14 protein-coding genes are annotated in these 15,949 nt (G+C 72.1%); 13 read left to right on the top strand and 1 reads right to left on the bottom strand.

Annotated elements, in window-relative coordinates; genetic code table 11:
* Positions 1-45: 45 nt before the first annotated feature.
* Positions 46-606, top strand: a complete 561-nt coding sequence (locus VLK66_RS22085) for a GrpB family protein (RefSeq protein ID WP_325311652.1) — start codon at positions 46-48, stop codon at positions 604-606.
* Between the two features lie 214 nt (positions 607-820).
* Here VLK66_RS22085 and VLK66_RS22090 read toward each other — a convergent pair whose 3' ends face one another.
* A complete protein-coding gene (locus tag VLK66_RS22090) occupies positions 821-2,350 on the bottom strand; it encodes a M28 family metallopeptidase (RefSeq protein ID WP_325311653.1) in 1,530 nt (509 codons plus the stop codon).
* Positions 2,351-2,910: 560 nt separating this feature from the next.
* Between VLK66_RS22090 and VLK66_RS22095 the strand changes: the two genes are divergently transcribed.
* The 12 genes from VLK66_RS22095 (at position 2,911) to VLK66_RS22150 (ending at position 15,380) form a co-directional block, all read left to right on the top strand.
* On the top strand, positions 2,911-4,383 hold the full coding sequence (locus VLK66_RS22095; protein ID WP_325311654.1) for a tetratricopeptide repeat protein: 1,473 nt from the start codon (positions 2,911-2,913) through the stop codon (positions 4,381-4,383).
* Between the two features lie 57 nt (positions 4,384-4,440).
* Positions 4,441-5,229, top strand: a complete 789-nt coding sequence (locus VLK66_RS22100) for a hypothetical protein (protein WP_325311655.1) — start codon at positions 4,441-4,443, stop codon at positions 5,227-5,229.
* A gap of 42 nt (positions 5,230-5,271) precedes the next feature.
* Positions 5,272-5,976 (top strand): AAA family ATPase, encoded by a 705-nt coding sequence (locus tag VLK66_RS22105; protein ID WP_325311656.1) that lies wholly within the window; start codon positions 5,272-5,274, stop codon positions 5,974-5,976.
* A 219-nt stretch (positions 5,977-6,195) separates the two neighbouring features.
* On the top strand, positions 6,196-6,420 hold the full coding sequence (locus VLK66_RS22110) for a DUF433 domain-containing protein (protein WP_325311657.1): 225 nt from the start codon (positions 6,196-6,198) through the stop codon (positions 6,418-6,420).
* Positions 6,417-6,770 carry a hypothetical protein gene (locus tag VLK66_RS22115; protein ID WP_325311658.1) on the top strand — a complete coding sequence of 118 codons (354 nt, stop codon included), beginning with the start codon at positions 6,417-6,419 and terminating at the stop codon, positions 6,768-6,770. The genes VLK66_RS22110 and VLK66_RS22115 overlap by 4 nt, the downstream gene beginning before the upstream one ends.
* A gap of 134 nt (positions 6,771-6,904) precedes the next feature.
* Positions 6,905-7,600: a hypothetical protein gene (locus tag VLK66_RS22120; protein ID WP_325311659.1), complete on the top strand. Its 696-nt coding sequence runs from the start codon at positions 6,905-6,907 to the stop codon at positions 7,598-7,600.
* 630 nt (positions 7,601-8,230) lie between these two features.
* Complete coding sequence (locus VLK66_RS22125) at positions 8,231-8,626, top strand: hypothetical protein (RefSeq protein WP_325311660.1); 396 nt, start codon at positions 8,231-8,233, stop codon at positions 8,624-8,626.
* Entirely contained in the window at positions 8,623-11,151 is a 2,529-nt protein-coding gene (locus VLK66_RS22130) for a DUF4132 domain-containing protein (RefSeq protein WP_325311661.1), read from the top strand. Before VLK66_RS22125 ends, VLK66_RS22130 begins: the two co-directional genes overlap by 4 nt.
* Positions 11,152-11,337: 186 nt before the next feature.
* Positions 11,338-12,723 carry a Na+/H+ antiporter NhaA gene (gene nhaA, locus VLK66_RS22135; protein ID WP_325311662.1) on the top strand — a complete coding sequence of 462 codons (1,386 nt, stop codon included), beginning with the start codon at positions 11,338-11,340 and terminating at the stop codon, positions 12,721-12,723.
* Positions 12,724-13,054: 331 nt separating this feature from the next.
* On the top strand, positions 13,055-13,432 hold the full coding sequence (locus VLK66_RS22140) for a helix-hairpin-helix domain-containing protein (RefSeq protein WP_325311663.1): 378 nt from the start codon (positions 13,055-13,057) through the stop codon (positions 13,430-13,432).
* A 194-nt stretch (positions 13,433-13,626) separates the two neighbouring features.
* Positions 13,627-14,184 carry a hypothetical protein gene (locus VLK66_RS22145; RefSeq protein WP_325311664.1) on the top strand — a complete coding sequence of 186 codons (558 nt, stop codon included), beginning with the start codon at positions 13,627-13,629 and terminating at the stop codon, positions 14,182-14,184.
* A gap of 17 nt (positions 14,185-14,201) precedes the next feature.
* Complete coding sequence (locus VLK66_RS22150; protein ID WP_325311665.1) at positions 14,202-15,380, top strand: tetratricopeptide repeat protein; 1,179 nt, start codon at positions 14,202-14,204, stop codon at positions 15,378-15,380.
* Positions 15,381-15,949: the final 569 nt, after the last annotated feature.

Consider the following 15,949-nt stretch of genomic DNA (forward strand, 5'->3'; position numbering starts at 1 on the left):
CCTTACCGCCCGGCCTGGGTGTCCTCTACTGGAGCTTGGAGCTAGATGGCGGACGAGCCGCTGGAGACCGGCCTGATCGGCGGGGCCGAGCAACGCGAGATCCGGATCGCCGAGTACGATCCGGGATGGCCGGCGGTGTTCGAGCGGCACGCCCGGATCATCGCCGGCGCGCTGGGCGGCCGCGCGCTGCGGAGCGAGCACATCGGGTCGACGTCGGTGCCGGGGCTGGCCGCCAAGCCCGTCGTCGACATCCTGGTGGTGGTCCCCGATTCCGCGGACGAGTCCGCGTATCTCTCCCCGCTGCGGGAGGCGGGGTACGTCCTGCGGGTGCGGGAGCCGGATTGGCACGAGCACCGGATGCTCCGGACCCCCGAACGGGACGTGCACGTCCACGTCTACTCGGAGGGATGCGCCGAGATCGGGCGCTACCTGGCCTTCCGCGACCGCCTGCGCGCCAGCGACGAGGACCGGCGCCGCTACGAGGCGGTGAAGCGCGAGCTGGCCGCGCGCGAGTGGCCGGACATGAACGACTACGCGAACGCCAAGACGGAGGTCGTGGAGAGCATTCTCGCCGCGTCGCGGGCCGCGGGTGAAACGCCGGGCTAGACGCGGGCGTGCGGGGAATCGCGTGAGGGATGCGCGCCCGGAGGGCCGGGAACCCGGCGGGGCGGCGGCGCGGGTGCCGGCTCGTCGAGATGGAGATGGGGAAATGGTGGATCCGCCGGGGGCCCGGCGCGGTTGGGCACAGTCGTACCGTGCCCTACCGCGCGCGCAGCCCGGTTTGGCGCCTCGGCGCCAAACACGCCCCAAACCGCCGTCGTTACTTGATGGCGGCGCGCGCCCGGTTCAGCCCCGAGGCCGTCCACGCCGGCCGCGCCCGCTCGCTGGCCACCGCGTGGGCCACGTAGAAGAGCATCCGCGAGACGCGGGTGAGCTTTTCGGCATCCAGGTGCGAGGGCTCGTCGCTCAGGCGGTGGTAGTCGGGGTGCGGCAGGGTAGTGAAGAAGAGGACCGGGACGCCGGCCATGATGAACGCCACGTGGTCGCTGCGGCTGAACCACTGCAGCTTCGGGTCGGCCTGCGACGGCAGCGCGCGGAAGCCGAGCTCCGGGTGCGCGGCGGCCACGCGGTGGGCGGCCGGGCCGAGCGAGCTGTACTCCTGGCCCATGAGGTAGAGGGTGTCGGGCGCGTTGCGGCCCACCATGTCCAGGTTCAGGTCGGCGACCACGCGGGCGATGGGAACGGTGGGGTGCTGCACCCAGTATGCGGAGCCCTTCAGCCCGCGCTCCTCGCCGCTGACGGCCAGGAAGAGGATGGAGCGCGCCGGCGTCCGCGGCAGCCGCGCGAACGCCCGCGCCGCCTCGAGGAGCGCCACGGTGCCCGAGGCGTTGTCGTCGGCGCCGTTGAAGATGGAGTCGCCGTGCGCGTCCGGCCGCCCGGTTCCCACGTGGTCGAAGTGCGCGCTGATGACCACGTACTCGCCGCGGAGCGCGGGGTCGCTGCCGGGGAGGATGGCGACGACATTGGGCGCGGTGACCTCCGCGGCCACGGCGGGCTGCTCGATGGTCAGCCGCACGCCGCGGAGGGGGATGGGCTCGCCGGCGGGGCGGGCGCGGAGCGAGTCCAGGTCCAGCCCGGCGGCGCGGAAGAGCGCGCGGGCGGCGTCGTAGCGCAGCCCGCCAACGGGCCCCGGCGTGTACACTCCCGAGGCTTCCATCTGCCGGGAGAACCAGGCCATGCTGTCGGCGTCGGCCACGGGGTCGGCCACCAGGAGCACGCCCGCGGCGCCGGCCGAGAGCCCCGCGGTGAGCGCGGTGCTCAGCATCCCCACGCCCTCGATGAGGGTGCCGGGGAGGGAGTAGATGACCACCTTGCCGCGCACCGACCCGGGGAGCGGCGGAAGGTGCATGGCGGCGGCGCCGGCGTACACGGCCTCGGCGCTCTCGGCCGGGTGCAGCGCGCCGAAGGCGAAGTAGTCGCGCTCGTACGCCCACTCGACGGCCGTGCCGTCCGCCGCGCGGAAGCCCAGGCGCCGCGCGGCGGGGGCCACGGGGTGCCCCTGGAACCGGTACTGCTGCACGAAGCCGCCCGCGCCGCCCGCGGGGCGCAGACCGGCGGCGCGGAACACCGCCGCGATGGACTCGGCGGCCACGGTGAGGCCGGGGCTGGGCGTGTCGCGCCCCTTCAGCGCGTCGCCCGCCAGGAAGGCGATGCGTGCGCGCACGTCGCTCACGGTGATGGAGCGGGCCGCGCGGTCCACGGCGGCGCGCGAGGCGGCCGGCTGCGCGGCGAGCGGCGCCGCGGCCAGCACGGCGGCCAGCCGAAGGAGGATCGGGAGACGGCGTCGCATCGGCATCGGCGGCGGGGCGGGGGGGATCGGGATCGAAGCGTGGAGATGCGGACCGTGCTCATCCTCCCCGCTCGATCGTTTCAAGGAGCGCGATGAGAGAAACGGCCGGAGATTGGCCGGGCGACACAACGTAACTCCATCTCCCCCGACTTTCATCGCCCATCCGTAAATCGAGGAGAGACCCGACGCGACGTAGGCACCAGCGAGTAGAGATGAACATCGGCCAGGAACCATTCTGATACCGGTTGGGGGATCGATCATGCAATCCGACAGCGCACGTGCGACCTCGCTTATAGATTCTTCGGCCTGCAACCGCTCGTGCGGGATCAACGGCGGTGTGGCCGGCCTGAATAGAAAGCGCGCGAGCTGGCTCTCCTCACCGGCGACTCAAGTCGCAGCGTCGCAGCAACAACTACGGGAAGCCTCGCAAACTGCGCGAGGCTGATCCGCTCATTCCGCAGCATCGGCGCTCACGGCCGATCTCCTTTCATCCTCCCTGGACGCGTGCGGCGTGGGGACGACTTAAATTCGCGTCACTCTGTACGTTTTAGCGCAGGTGATTGCCAGATCCGTATGATTACGACTACCAGAGCGGAGGCGGCGTAGCGGTGGCGCGGAGCATCCACACGACGCGCGCCTCGCTGGCGCGGCTGAAGGCGCAGGACGTCTCGCGCGAGGAGGTGCGCGACGAGGCGGTCGAGCGAGCGCGGGGCGAGCTGGACCGCAAACGGGGGATGAAGTTCGGCGCGCGCACCGGCCGGCGCCCGCGCGAGCGGGGGCACACGGCGCTCGATTCGATCTCGATCGCCGCCACCGATCGCGGGCCGCACGTCTGGTTTCCCGCGGGCGAGGACGACGTGCGCGAGCTGCTGCGCCGCCTGCCGCGCGGGGTGACGGACGGGCTGGCGCGGGTGGAGATGCGGCTGGGGCGCGAGGCGCAGGACGAGCTGGCGCAGAGCGACGCGGGCGGCGAGGAGCCGGACCCGTTCACCGGGCGATGGTCGTACTCGCGCTTCCCCGGCGCCTGGTCCGGGCGGATCCTGGGGCGCTACCGCCCGGACGCGGCGGCGATCGAGCTGTACGCCTACGTGATCGACCCCGCGCATCCGCTCCGCGCCGTGTGGGAGCCGCTGCTGCGGATGGAGGCGCTGTCAGTGCTGGCGCACGAGGTGGCGCATCACCACGACCACACCGAGCGCGTGGCGCGCGGGCGCTGGCTGGCGGAGGACCGCGACGCGGTGGAGCGCTACGCCGAGGCCATGCAGCACGAATGGACGCGGGGCGTGGTCCTCCCCTACCTGCGCGAGCGGTACGCGGCGGAGATCGCGCTCACCGAGCGGTGGGTGGCGCGGCACGGCGGGATCGCGCTGCCGTTCGGGGCGCTGGCGGACGACCCGCGCGCGACCGGCCGCGGTGGACGGGTGCACGGCGACCGCCTGCTGTGGAAGATGAGCGAGGCGCTGGGGAACCTGGCCGGACAGGTGGAGCGCGGCGAGCCGGCGTGGGAGTGCCGGATGCGCTTCGCGCGGGAGCTGCACTTCCAGTCGCGCGACGCCGACGCGCTGGCGGTGATCCGGCGCGTGCTGCGGGCGCGCCCGGGGGAGCCTCGGGCGCTGATGGTGATGGCGGACGTGCTGCTCGGGCTGGGCCGCGCGGCGCACGCGGCGAGGGTGGCGCGCCGCGTCGCCGCCGCGGAGCCGCTGAACGCGCGGGCGTGGGGGCTGCTGTCGCGCGCGGCCGAGCGGCTGGAGCGGTGGGACGAGGCGGAGGACGCGGCCACGCGGCAGATCCAGGCCACCGAGGCCGCGGGCGAGCGCACGGAGTGGACGGTGCTCTTCCGCGCCCGCTTCCGCCTTCGCAGCGGCGACGTAGCCGGCGCGCTGGAGGACGCGGACCGGCTGGCGGCGTCCGCGCGGCCGTACTTCCATGCCCGCGCGGAGGCGCTGCGCGCGCGGGCCGCGGCGGCGGGCGATGCGATCCCCAGCCGCCGGGGACGACGGCGGCATTCATCGCCCGCTTCGAAGGCAGGCTGAAATCGCAGCATCGCAGTTACAACCATGGGACCCTGCCCCGCAGGGTGAACCAGAAGCATGGTGAAACGAAAGAACGGCGCCGCGCGGAAGGCGCGGCGATTCGACCCGGTGCTGGCGGAGGCCGAGAAGCTGATCGCGGAGGTGGACCATCTCCCGCCGCCGCAGATCAGGTGGACGTCGCGTCCGCCGCCGGACGCCGAGCCGCGCGACCCGGGGAACGACTGGATCGCCGCCATCGAGCCGTGGCTGGTGGACGACGGCGCGTACGGCACCCTGGCTCGCGGGCGGAAGATCGATTTCGCGCTGCGCGTGGAGCCGCTCTCGCTCGCCGCCGCGGAAGTGGAGCACCCGCGCGCGCTGGCGCTGGGCGACGACGTGTACCGCATCGAGGCGCGGGTGACGCACCGCGAGGAGGACACGTGCGTGCTCGACTTCGGGCTGCTGGGGTTCGTGTGGTTCGCGCCGGAGTGGCTGCAGCCCGGCATGGGCGTGGCGGGCGAGGTGGCGCTGGAGCTCGATCCCGACGCGTACCGGGCGGGCTGGTCGTCGGACGAGTGGATGCCGGCGATGATCTACCCCTGGCGCATCGACCGCGTGGTGCTGGAGAACGCGGTGCGCATCCCGGCCGGCGAGGCCGACCGCATCCGCAGCCGGAACCCGGAGCTGCAGACGAACAGCGCGGATGCCCGCACCCTGCGCGACATCGACCGTCCGCGCGTGCGGGAGGACTGGCCGGAGGGGATGATGGCGCGCTACTACCTGCACTGCACGCTGCTGTCGCGCATCCCGCGGCGCCCGGACGCGCGCGACCGGCATCCGCGCCTGGCCGCGAAAACGGATGCGTAGCCGCGCCGGAACCGATTCGCATCAACCGGGATCCATCTTCCGATGACCGAGAACGCCGTGCCGCCCGCGGCGCCGGGCAGCGGGGAAGACGACGAGCCGCAGGCCGGGCGGGCGCCCGTCATCCGCATCCCCGGGATCTCGCTGGTGGTGCTGGTGGGCGTGTCCGGGTGCGGCAAGTCCACCTTCGCGCGGAAGCACTTCCGGCCCACGGAGGTGCTGTCCAGCGACTTCTTCCGCGCGATGGTGCGCGACGACGAGAACGATCAGACCGCCACGGCGGACGCCTTCGACGTGCTGCACTTCGTCGCCCGGCGCCGGCTGCTGGCCGGGCGGCTGACCGTGGTCGACGCGACCAACGTGCGGCCGGCGGCGCGCGAGCCGCTGCTGGCGCTGGCCCGCGAGTGCAACGTCACCCCCGTCGCCATCGTGCTGGATCTGCCGGAGGACGTGTGCGCCGAGCGCAACCGCGGGCGCGCCGGCCGGCAGGTGCCGCCGCACGTCGTCTCGCAGCAGCACGCGCAGCTGCACGGCGGGCTCGGCGAGCTGGGCCGCGAGGGGTTCCGCCACGTCTTCGTCCTGGACAGGGCGGCGGCGGTGGACGCGGCGACCGTCGTGCGCGAGCCGCTGTGGAACGAGCGGAAAGCGGACATGTCCGTCCCCGCCGCGCGCGAGTACGCGGAGCCTGCGCAACCGTTTCTGCCGGAGCCAGGCACGGAGGCGCCGGTGCGCGACGACGGGCTTACCTGAAGGGAAAGCGCTTGCTCACCCCCGCGAGCTCGCGCGGGGCATCGGGGGAGGTATCGCTTTCGTCCACCACGAGCCGCTCGCGTGTACGAATCGTCTTCGGCGTGCTGACGCCGGAGCACGAACCGATGGACCCGCCAGCTTCAAGGAAGTGAACGAGGGTGTGCCGCATCTTCTTTTCGCGTTAGCTTGCGTCGATGTAACCCTGAGAGGAGGTCCGACATGCTCGAATCATCCGTGGTTCACAGCCACCCTGAAATCGTCAGTGGCGAGCCCGTATTCATCGGTACCCGGGTTCCCGTTCGTAACCTGCTGGACTGGATCGAGGGCGGCCACACGCTCGATGAATTCCTCGACAACTTCCCGTCGGTGAAGCGGGAACAGGCAATCCAGTTCCTGGAGGATGCGGCGCATGCCCTCCTCTCGCGGCTTCCGCACGCCGCATGAGCGAGGAGGTGACAGCGGGCCGCCGTGTATTACTGGACGAGATGCTGCCAAGGCTGCTTGCCCGCGAGCTTCCCGGGCATCACGTCACCACGGTCGCCCAGGAAGGATGGACGGGCATCCTGAACGGCGAGCTGCTCCGAAGGTTGGAAGCCGCCGGGATCGAGGTGTTCATCACCGCGGATCGCAACATGGAGCATCAGCAACGGCTTTCCGGCCGGAGCTTCGGCTGCGTGGTGATCTCTGCAGGTGGCACCAAGCTCGAAGACCTACATCCGCTCGCGGGGGCGCTGCGGGAGGCAGTCTCCCAGGTCAAGCCGGGAGAGGTCCGCCACGTGAAGCGGCTGCAGTAACTTTCCGCTGAGCAGCTGCCACCGTTCCCCGTTGCAGCTTCCCTTGCGGAACGGGCGCGGGCGCGGCAGCATTTCACCTTCGCCGGGGCGCACCACGCGCTCCCGCGCCGGATCCCCCACCGTGGTGCCGCCCCGTGAATCCCGCCGCCCGCCGCAGCATTCCGCTCTCCCTTGCCCTTGCCTGCGTGTGCGCGGGCACCGCCGCCGCGCAGGCCGCGTCCGACACCGCGCGCGCGTCCACGCCGGTGATCGCGCCCGCGATGGCGACGGGCGCCGCGGCCTCGGGCGAGCCGGTGGTCACGCGGGCCACGCTGCCGTCCGGCGGCGCGGCGCGCGGGCTGGCGGCGGGCGACACCGTGCGGGTGTGGTCCAGCGCGGGGCGCTACGCGGGCACGCTGGCGCGCGTCACCGACGACACGCTGTTCATCGACGCGCCGGGGCGCAGCGACGCGGTGCTGCGCTCGGAGATCACCGTGCTGCACCGCTCCGCCGGGCGCGGCTCGCGCGGACGGGCCATGCTGCGCGGCGGCGGCGCGGGGCTGCTGGCGGGAACGGCGCTTGGCGTGCTGGGCGGCATCGCCGCGGGGCACGTCCGCTGCGCGCCCGACGCCGTGGACTGCACGCCGGGCCGCGACGGCAAGATCGGCGTGGCGATGGCGGTGGACGGCGGGTTGATCGGCGCGCTGCTGGGGGTGATGGCCGGGCCGTCGTTCCGCCGCACCCGCTGGGAGCGCGTGGACAACGGATCGCCCCGCGCCGCATCGCCGTCGGTGAGCGTGGCACCGGCCACGGGCGGCGGCGTCTCCCTCGGGGCGACGCTGAAGCTCTGAAACCATCGTCATATCCATCTCCCGAAGCCCTGCCGGAAATGCACTCCGGCGGGGCTTGGTCGTTCCCCGAGTTCCAGAAGTTTCTCACAGAGGACATAGAGAGTTCACAGCTTCTGCGCCGCACCCACCTGACGTCATCCTGAGTCGGACACTGCGCTGCGCGCGACCACAGAGGATGAAAGTCGGGCGCCCAGAACAACACAATCTGGACTGACTTTCTATTCAGGCCGGTCACACCATAACCAGTGTATGCACAGTTGGTTGCAGGCCGAAGGATCCATAGCCGCGGCAGCACGTGACTCGACGAGATGCACTGATTCTTCCTCCAGATTCAGTATCGGGGACGGGAGAAGATCCGGAGCAGACCACTGGCGCACGTGCGAGGACGGTATAGATCCTTCGGCCTGCAAATGACTGTGCGACATGGGGTTGTGGTGCGGTCGGCCTCAGGATGACGTCATCGAGTGGTGCCGGATGCGGCTTGGGACCACCTCCTCCGTTTCCTCCGTTCCCTCCGTGTGATGCCGTTCTTTTCAACCCCAGGAATCCCCGATGGACACCCGCCGCGCGAGCCGCTACCATTCATCCACCGCTCCGAATCATCCCATCCGCACCATTCTCCCGATTCCCATGCCCGCCACTCTCACGCTGCGCGACGAAACCGCCGCCGGCGACGTGCTCCGCGAGCGCACGCTGGATTTTCTGGACGAAGAGATCACCGTCCGCGAGCTGATCACCCGGCGCGTGCACGAGGAGGTGCGCGAGTACAACCGCACCCGCGGCGCCACCTTCTCCGGCCTGGTGCAGCCCGACGGCGCCGCCGCCGCCCGCGACGGCTACCGCATGCGCGAGCCCCGCGAGCTGGACGCCGGGAAGCAGTGCGCCGCCGCGCTGGCCGCGTTCCGCGCCAACGGCTTCTTCGTCCTGGTGGGCGACCGGCAGGTGGAGACGCTGGACGAGCCGATCCGCATCGCGCTGGGCACCGGCGTCACCTTCGTGCGCCTGGTGCCGCTGGTGGGGGGATGATGATGCAGACCGGCTTCACCCCCGAGCAGCTGCTGGAGGCGGCGGAGTGGAGGGAGGCGGCCATCCGCGCGCGCCTCGAGGCGGAGCGGCGGAAGCCACGCCCGCGCGACACCTTCGTGCTTCCCGGCGAGGGGCCGTACGTCACCGCGCACCGCCGCTTGGAGGCGCTCGTCCTGGAGATCGCCGAGCGCGACTGGCGCTGGACGGCGTACACCGACATCCGCGGCTTCGCCTGCGCCGAGCCCATCCTTCAGGCCACGCCCGGCGAGCGCGCGGACGTGGCGGTCGCGGCCATGCACCGCGTCGCGTGGTACCTGCTGCGCCAGGACTCGGCGTGGGAGCGGAATTGCGTGGACAGCCTGCTGGAGGTGGTCACCGCCCTCCCGCTGGAGTTCACGCCGGAGGGGATGGCCGACCTGCTGGAGGCCGTCGCCGCGCTGCCGCGCGGATGGCCGTGGCTGATGCTGCGCTCCGGCCACGTGCTGTCCCATCTCGAACGCGTCTGGTCGGCGGAGGGCGCGGCCGGCGTGCTGCGGCCCATGGTCCAGCCGCTCTGCGACCGGCTCCGCGCCAGCCCGGAGCCGGAAGCGCGCCCCATGGCCGAGCGCCTGTTCGTCCTCCTGCACGGCGCCGACGCGGTGTATCTGGAGGACGATCCGTGGTCCACGCGCGTCCTGGCCGCCATCGAGGCGATGGAGCCGGCGGAGCGCGAGCGGTGGACGGCGCTCCTGCGCTTCCTGCAGTCCGCCGGAAGCAAGGCCTCGCCGAAGTGGCTGAAGCAGGCGCGCGCCGCCGTCGCCACCGTCGGCGCGGACGCGTTCCGGACCCAGGCCGCGGCGTGGCTGGACGCGATCGCGCCGGGCGCGGACACGCTGCTCCCCGTCCGCGCGGGCGACCTGGCGCGCGGGATGGTGTGGGCGCTCGCGGGCGATCCGGACGCGGAGACGGCGGGCGTGCTGGGCGGCGTGGCGCTGGCGTGCGGCAGGAAGATTCCGATGGTCGGCCAGCGCTCGGCCAAGGTAGTGAACGCCTGCGTGGCCGCGCTGGGCGAGATGCCGGGAATGGAGGCGCTGGAGCAGATCGGCCGGCTGCGCGCGAAGATCCGCTACGTGCAGGCGCAGGCGCTGATCGAGAAGACGCTGCTGGCCGCCGCCGCCCGCCGCGGGATGCAGCCCGCCGATCTGGAGGAGCTGGCCGTTTCCACCTTCGGGATGGAGGAGCCCGGCCTGATCCGCGACGATCTGGACGGGTGGACGGTGGAGGTGCGGCTGGACGGCGGAAAGGCGGAGACGGCGTGGACGCGCGACGGGAAGACGCAGAAGAGCCCGCCCGCCGCGCTGAAGTCGTCGCACGCGGACGAGCTGAAGGCGCTGAAGAAGGCGGCCACGGAGATGGAGCAGGCCTTCTCCGCCCAGCGCGCGCGGCTGGAGACGATCCCCATGTGGGAGCGCACCCTGCCCTTCCCCGCCTGGCGCGAGCGCTACCTCGATCACCCGCTGATGGCGCTCCTCGCCCGGCGCATCATCTGGCGCTTCGAGTCGGACGGGGAGGTCCGCCCGGGCGCCTGGCTGGGCGGCGCGCTGGTGGACGCGGACGACCGGCCGCTGGAAGGTTTGGGAGATGGGACGATGGCCGGGCTCTGGCATCCCGTCGCGGCGGCGCCGGAGGACGCGCGGGCGTGGCGCGCGTGGCTGGACCGGCACGCCGTCACGCAGCCGTTCAAGCAGGCGCACCGGGAAACGTACCGGCTGACGCCCGCGGAAGAGGAGACCTTCACCTACTCCAACCGCTTCGCCGCGCACGTGCTGCGGCAGCACCAGATGGCGGCGCTGGCCAAGTCGCGCGGCTGGCAGAGCGCGATGATGGGCGAGTACGACGGGGGGATGTGGCCCACGCTGCGCATCCCCGGCCACGCCGGGCTGACGGCGGAGTTCTGGATCGAGGGCGTGGAGGGCGAGGCGATGATGGCGCACTCCGGCGTGGCGATGTACGTGGCCACCGACTCGGTGCGCTTCTTCCGCGACGGCGTGCCGCTGCCGCTGGAGCAGGTGCCGCCGCTGGTGCTCAGCGAGGTGATGCGCGACGTGGACCTGTTCGTCGGCGTCTCCAGCATCGGCACCGACCCGCAGTGGCGCGACGGCGAGGGGCTGGGCCGCTACTGGCGCGACTTCGCCTTCGGCGTCCTTTCCGCCACCGCCGAGACGCGCCGCGAGGTGCTGGAGCGCCTTCTCCCGCGCCTGAAGATCGCCCCCGTCGCGCGGCTGGAGGACCGGTTCCTGGAGGTGCGCGGCACGCTGGCCACCTACCGCATCCACCTGGGGAGCGGGAACGTGCTGATGGAGCCGGGGAGCCGCTACCTCTGCATCGTCCCCGACTCGCGCGCGCAGAAGAACCGCGTGGCCGCGCCCGCGCTCCCGTTCGAGGGCGACACGCTGCTGAGTGTGATCCTGAGCAAGGCCTTCCTCCTGGCCGACGACACCCGCATCACCGACCCCACGATCATACGGCAGATCCGGGCGAGCTGAACGGAAGGCCTCGCGCGGAGCCGCGGAGACGCAGAGAGCTCATCCCATGGACGGAGTTCTCTGCGTCTCGGCGTCTCCGCGTGATTTTCGTCGTTTCCGGCTCGACCGAAGCACGAGCAGAATGGCGCCGGAACCAGCATCTACTCTCAATTCGCGTGCGACTCCGGATTCGATTATGTTCGCCCCATGAGCGCGAACCGGACCCGGATCGTCCCCCCGCCGCCGCCCACGCCCATCGAGCGCTTCCTCTCGCCGTTCGGGCGCTTCGCGCGCACCGAGTCGTCGGGCGGGGTGGTGCTCATCGTCTCCACCCTCGCGGCGCTGGTGGCGGCCAACTCGCCGTGGGCGGGGGCGTACCACCGGTTCTTCGAGACGCCGCTCACGCTGCGCTTCGGCGGGCAGGCGCTGGAGTACTCGCTGCACCACTGGATCAACGACGGCCTGATGGCCGTGTTCTTCTTCGTGGTGGGGCTGGAGATCAAGCGCGAGGTGCTGGTGGGCGAGCTGGCGTCCATGCGCCGCGCCGCGCTTCCCATCGCCGGCGCGCTGGGGGGGATGGTGGTTCCCGCGCTCATCTTCACCCTGCTGAACCTGGGCGGCCGCGGGGCCAGCGGGTGGGGGATCCCGATGGCAACCGACATCGCATTCGCCATGGGCGTGCTGGCGCTGCTGGGGAACCGCGCGCCCGCGCCGCTGAAGATCTTTCTGGCCGCGCTGGCCATCGCCGACGACATCGGCGCCGTGCTGGTGATCGCTGTGTTCTACACGGCGGTCATCGACATGAACATGCTTCTCCTCGGCTTCGCGCTCATCGTGGCCCTGGCGGTGTTCAACCGGCTGGGCGCGCGCCGGCCGTACATCTACCTGGTGCTGGGGCTGGCCGTCTGGCTCTGCTTCCTGAAGTCGGGCGTGCACGCCACGGTGGCCGGGGTGCTGGTGGCGATGACCATTCCCGCGCGCACCCGCATCGACACCGGCGAGTTCCTGGAGCGCGGGCGGCAGATCCTGAAGGGGTTCGACGAGGCGGGCCCCGAGGGGCCGGACATCCTGACCAACCACGCGCAGCAGGCCGCCATCATCGAGCTCGAGAACACCGCCGAGGCCGCGCAGGCGCCGCTGCAGTGGATCGAGCACGGGCTGCAGCCGTGGGTGGCCTTCTTCATCATCCCGCTCTTCGCCTTCGCCAACGCGGGGGTGGAGCTGAAGGGCGAGCTGGCCAACGCCTTCACCAGCCCGGTCACCCTGGGCGTCCTCTTCGGGCTGCTGATCGGCAAGCCGCTGGGGATCACGCTGTTCTCGTGGGTGGCGACGAGGCTGAAGCTGGCCGCGCTCCCCGGCGGGTGCGAGTGGCGGGCGCTGCACGCGGTGAGCTGGCTGGGCGGGATCGGGTTCACCATGTCGCTGTTCATCAGCGGCCTGGCGTTCACGGGCAGCGAGGGGCTGGTGACCGACGCCAAGGTGGGGATCTTCACGGCGTCGATCGGGGCGGCGGTGGCGGGGTGGCTGCTGCTGCGGCGCGAGAAGCCGTGCGACGTCCCCGAGGTTCCGCCGGAGGAGATGGCGGGGGGATGAAAAGCGGCGAGGCCCGCCCGACGGTGTCGGACGGGCCTCGTTCGCCCATGCGGTCTCACCCTGCTCCTTGAGTCTCCCTGCTCCGTCTCAGCCGTGCCCACCCGGAGGACGCAGATGCGAAAGGTGGGGGTAAGGTCGGCATTCTCGATCGTCGCCGGACTCGCGTTACAGTACCGACCGTCCGTCTGGCTTGTTGCGCGGATCCGATTAGGAAACCATGAGACGGGTCCCATCGTCTCCAGATCGGCGTACGGTCTCTCCCCCAGCCGGGTTTCAACCGCCGCGCACCCTTTAAGACGCGCGAGCCGCCCAAAACGTTTGTGAGGGGAAGATGAAGGACGAAAAAGCCGCCATCCTGAAGGACTTCCGCCGCATCCCCGGCGTGGGCAGGTCGATTGCCGAGGACCTGTGGGACCTGGGCCTGCGCCGCGTGGACGACCTGCGCGGCGCCGACCCGCAGGCGCTGTACGACCGGCTCTGCCAGCAGCGGGGGATGCACATCGACCGGTGCATGCTGTACGTGCTGCGCTGCGCCGTCTACTTCGCCAGCGAGACGGAGCACGCGCCGGAGAAGCTGCTCTGGTGGAACTGGAAGGAGGGCGCGGCCGCGATGCCGCTCACGCCGAGCGATCTGATCGCCGGCGGCCGAACGAAGCGGCGGGCGGGCGGAGGCAGAGCGGGGGGCGGGTGGGCAGGATCGGGGAACTGAGGCGCTCCGCCAATCCACCCGCCAATGAATTGGCGGGCAACAAAAGCACAAAGTCCCTGCGGGACTGCTGTCCGGCATCCGGGTGATGCTCTCGTGGCGTGGGGGGGATGGAGATGCCTCGCTCCTCACATCCACCGCGGGGTATCATCCGATTCCCCTGTCCCTGTCCCTGTCCCTGTCCCCTGTCCCCTCCCATGCTCATCGACCGCTGGATGCCCGCGTGGGAGGTACGCGAGCGGCACGAGACGCGCATCCGCGCCGGGCGGGAACAGGTGTGGGGCCGGGTGCGCGCGCTGGACTTCGGGCGCTCGCCGGTGGTCCGGGCGCTCTTCGCGCTGCGCTCGCTGCCGGGGATGCTCACCGCGGCGGGGCGGCGGAAGGCGCTGGAGGCGCGCGAAGGCGGGCTGCTGCGCGCCGGGTTCATCGTCCTGGAAGAGGCGCCGGGTGACGAGCTGGTGCTGGGCGTCGTCGGACGATTCTGGCGCCCCGGCGGCGGGATCGTGCGGGTGACGCCGGAGGAGCTGCGCGCGTTCGAGCGGCCGGGCTTCGCCATCGGCGTGTGGAACTTCTCCCTCGCGGACGGGGGAGATGGAGACGGGGTGCGGCTGGCTACGGAGACGCGGGTGCGCTGCACCGACCCGGCCAGCGGCCGCGCCTTCCGCCGCTACTGGATGCTGGTCGGCCCGTTCAGCGGGCTGATCCGGATGGAGATGCTGAAGTCGATCCGCCGCGCCGCAGAGGCCGATGCGTGATCCAACCTCGTGACGCGATGACCGGCTCGACCCCCGACCCCCAAGCGGCGCTGGACCGCGTGGCGCAGGCCGCCCCCGACGCGGCGGCGCTGCTCGCGCTCTGCTCCTTTCTCGACGTCACCCGCCCCATCCCCGTCTCCGCGCTGGAGGCGGGGGCCGAGGCGCTTCCCCGCGTGCCCGGCGCCGCGCTCCACGACCCGGACGCGCGCGAGCGGTTGTGGGACGCGCTGCTGGACGCGGGCGCCGGCGGCGTGGCGGGCGGTGAGCTGGTGCTGAACGCCGGCGTCGCCCGCGCCGCCGGCGAGCGGCTGGACGACGAGGGGCGGAAGACGTGGTCCGCCGCCGCCGCCGCGGTGATGGAGCGCGCCTTTCCCGCCGACCCCGTGCGCCCGGAGGAGCGGGAGCGGTGCGAGGGGCTGCTCCCGCACGCGCTGGCCGCCGCGGAACACGCGGCGGAGACCGGCGCGGGGCTGGCGCCGGCCGCGCAGGTGCTGCACCTGGCCGGCCGCTTCGCGCTGGAGGTGCGCGCCGACTACCGCGGCGCCCGCCGTCTGCTGGAGCGCGCCGCCGAGCTGCGCCGCCGCGCCCACGGCGAGGGCGACGTGCGCGTGGCGTGGGACCTGACCTACCTGAACGGCGCGCTGCTGAACCTGGGCGAATGGCCCACCATGGCCGCCAACGCCGTCCGCGCCGCCGAGATCCTGGAGGCCGAGCACGGCCCGGAGGACCGCACCGTCATCACCCACGCCAACAACGCGGCGCTGCTGCTGATGCGCGCCGACGAGCTGGACGCGGCGCGCGCCTGGTTCCGCCGGGCGCTGAAGCGCGCGCAGACGGTATTCGGCCTGGGACACCCCTTCACCGCGACCATCCTGAGCAACGTGGGCGACCTGTGCCTGCGCGTGGGCGACCCCTCCGGCGCGCGCGAGGCGTACGTGCACGCCTTGGAGATCGACGAGCGCGCGTACGGCCCCGGCCACAACAGCACCGCCCGCGACCAGGCCAAGCTGGGCGAGCTGCTGGCCGGCATGGGCGACCCCGACGCCGCCCGCCCCTACCTTGAGCGCGCCGCCGCCTGGTTCACCGAGACCGCCGGCCCCGACGACGCACGGACGAAGGCGATCACCGCCACGCTGGCGCGTATCAACGGAATCGAGGGAGGCGAAGGCGGCGAAGGCGGCGAATCCCCCGGCTGATCGGCGGACGTGAAAACATCAACGGGCTGCGGGAGATGATCGGCGGCTCGCCAGAATCATCCGCAGTCCGGCGGCATTTCGATCTCCCGACTCGTTGGTTCCGGTGACCGCCATGTGACAGCGGGGGCGCTTCGCGCCGGAGCCCTCATCCCCCCGGCCCCCCTTCTCCCGACACCAGGAGAAGGGGGGAGCACTCCGCGTGAGGAGAGGCATCGGCGCGGCCGGGCTGCATCCTGCCCGCCAAGCTGGTTCCCTCCCCCGGCCCCTCCGCCCGCTCCGCGGGGGAGGGGAGAACTCACCGCATGCACGGCCGTCCTTGCATCACTCGAATGTCGAGGCGGCAGTCCCGCAGGGACTTTGTGCTGTTGTTGCCGCGACTTCAGTCGCCCGGAGCAATCCCGGCCCGATCACCGCCGCATCCACTCCCGCACTCCCGCACTCCCGCACTCCCGCACTCCCGCACTCCCGCACGCACTCTCGCACTTCCGCACTCTCGCACCTCCCGTTCCCTCGCTGGCCCTCATCCTGCAATGCCCTGCCGATCCCGCGCGCACCCAGGGGAGGCGTGC

Origin of the sequence: Longimicrobium sp., assembly GCF_035474595.1 — a bacterium.
GTDB lineage: Bacteria > Gemmatimonadota > Gemmatimonadetes > Longimicrobiales > Longimicrobiaceae > Longimicrobium.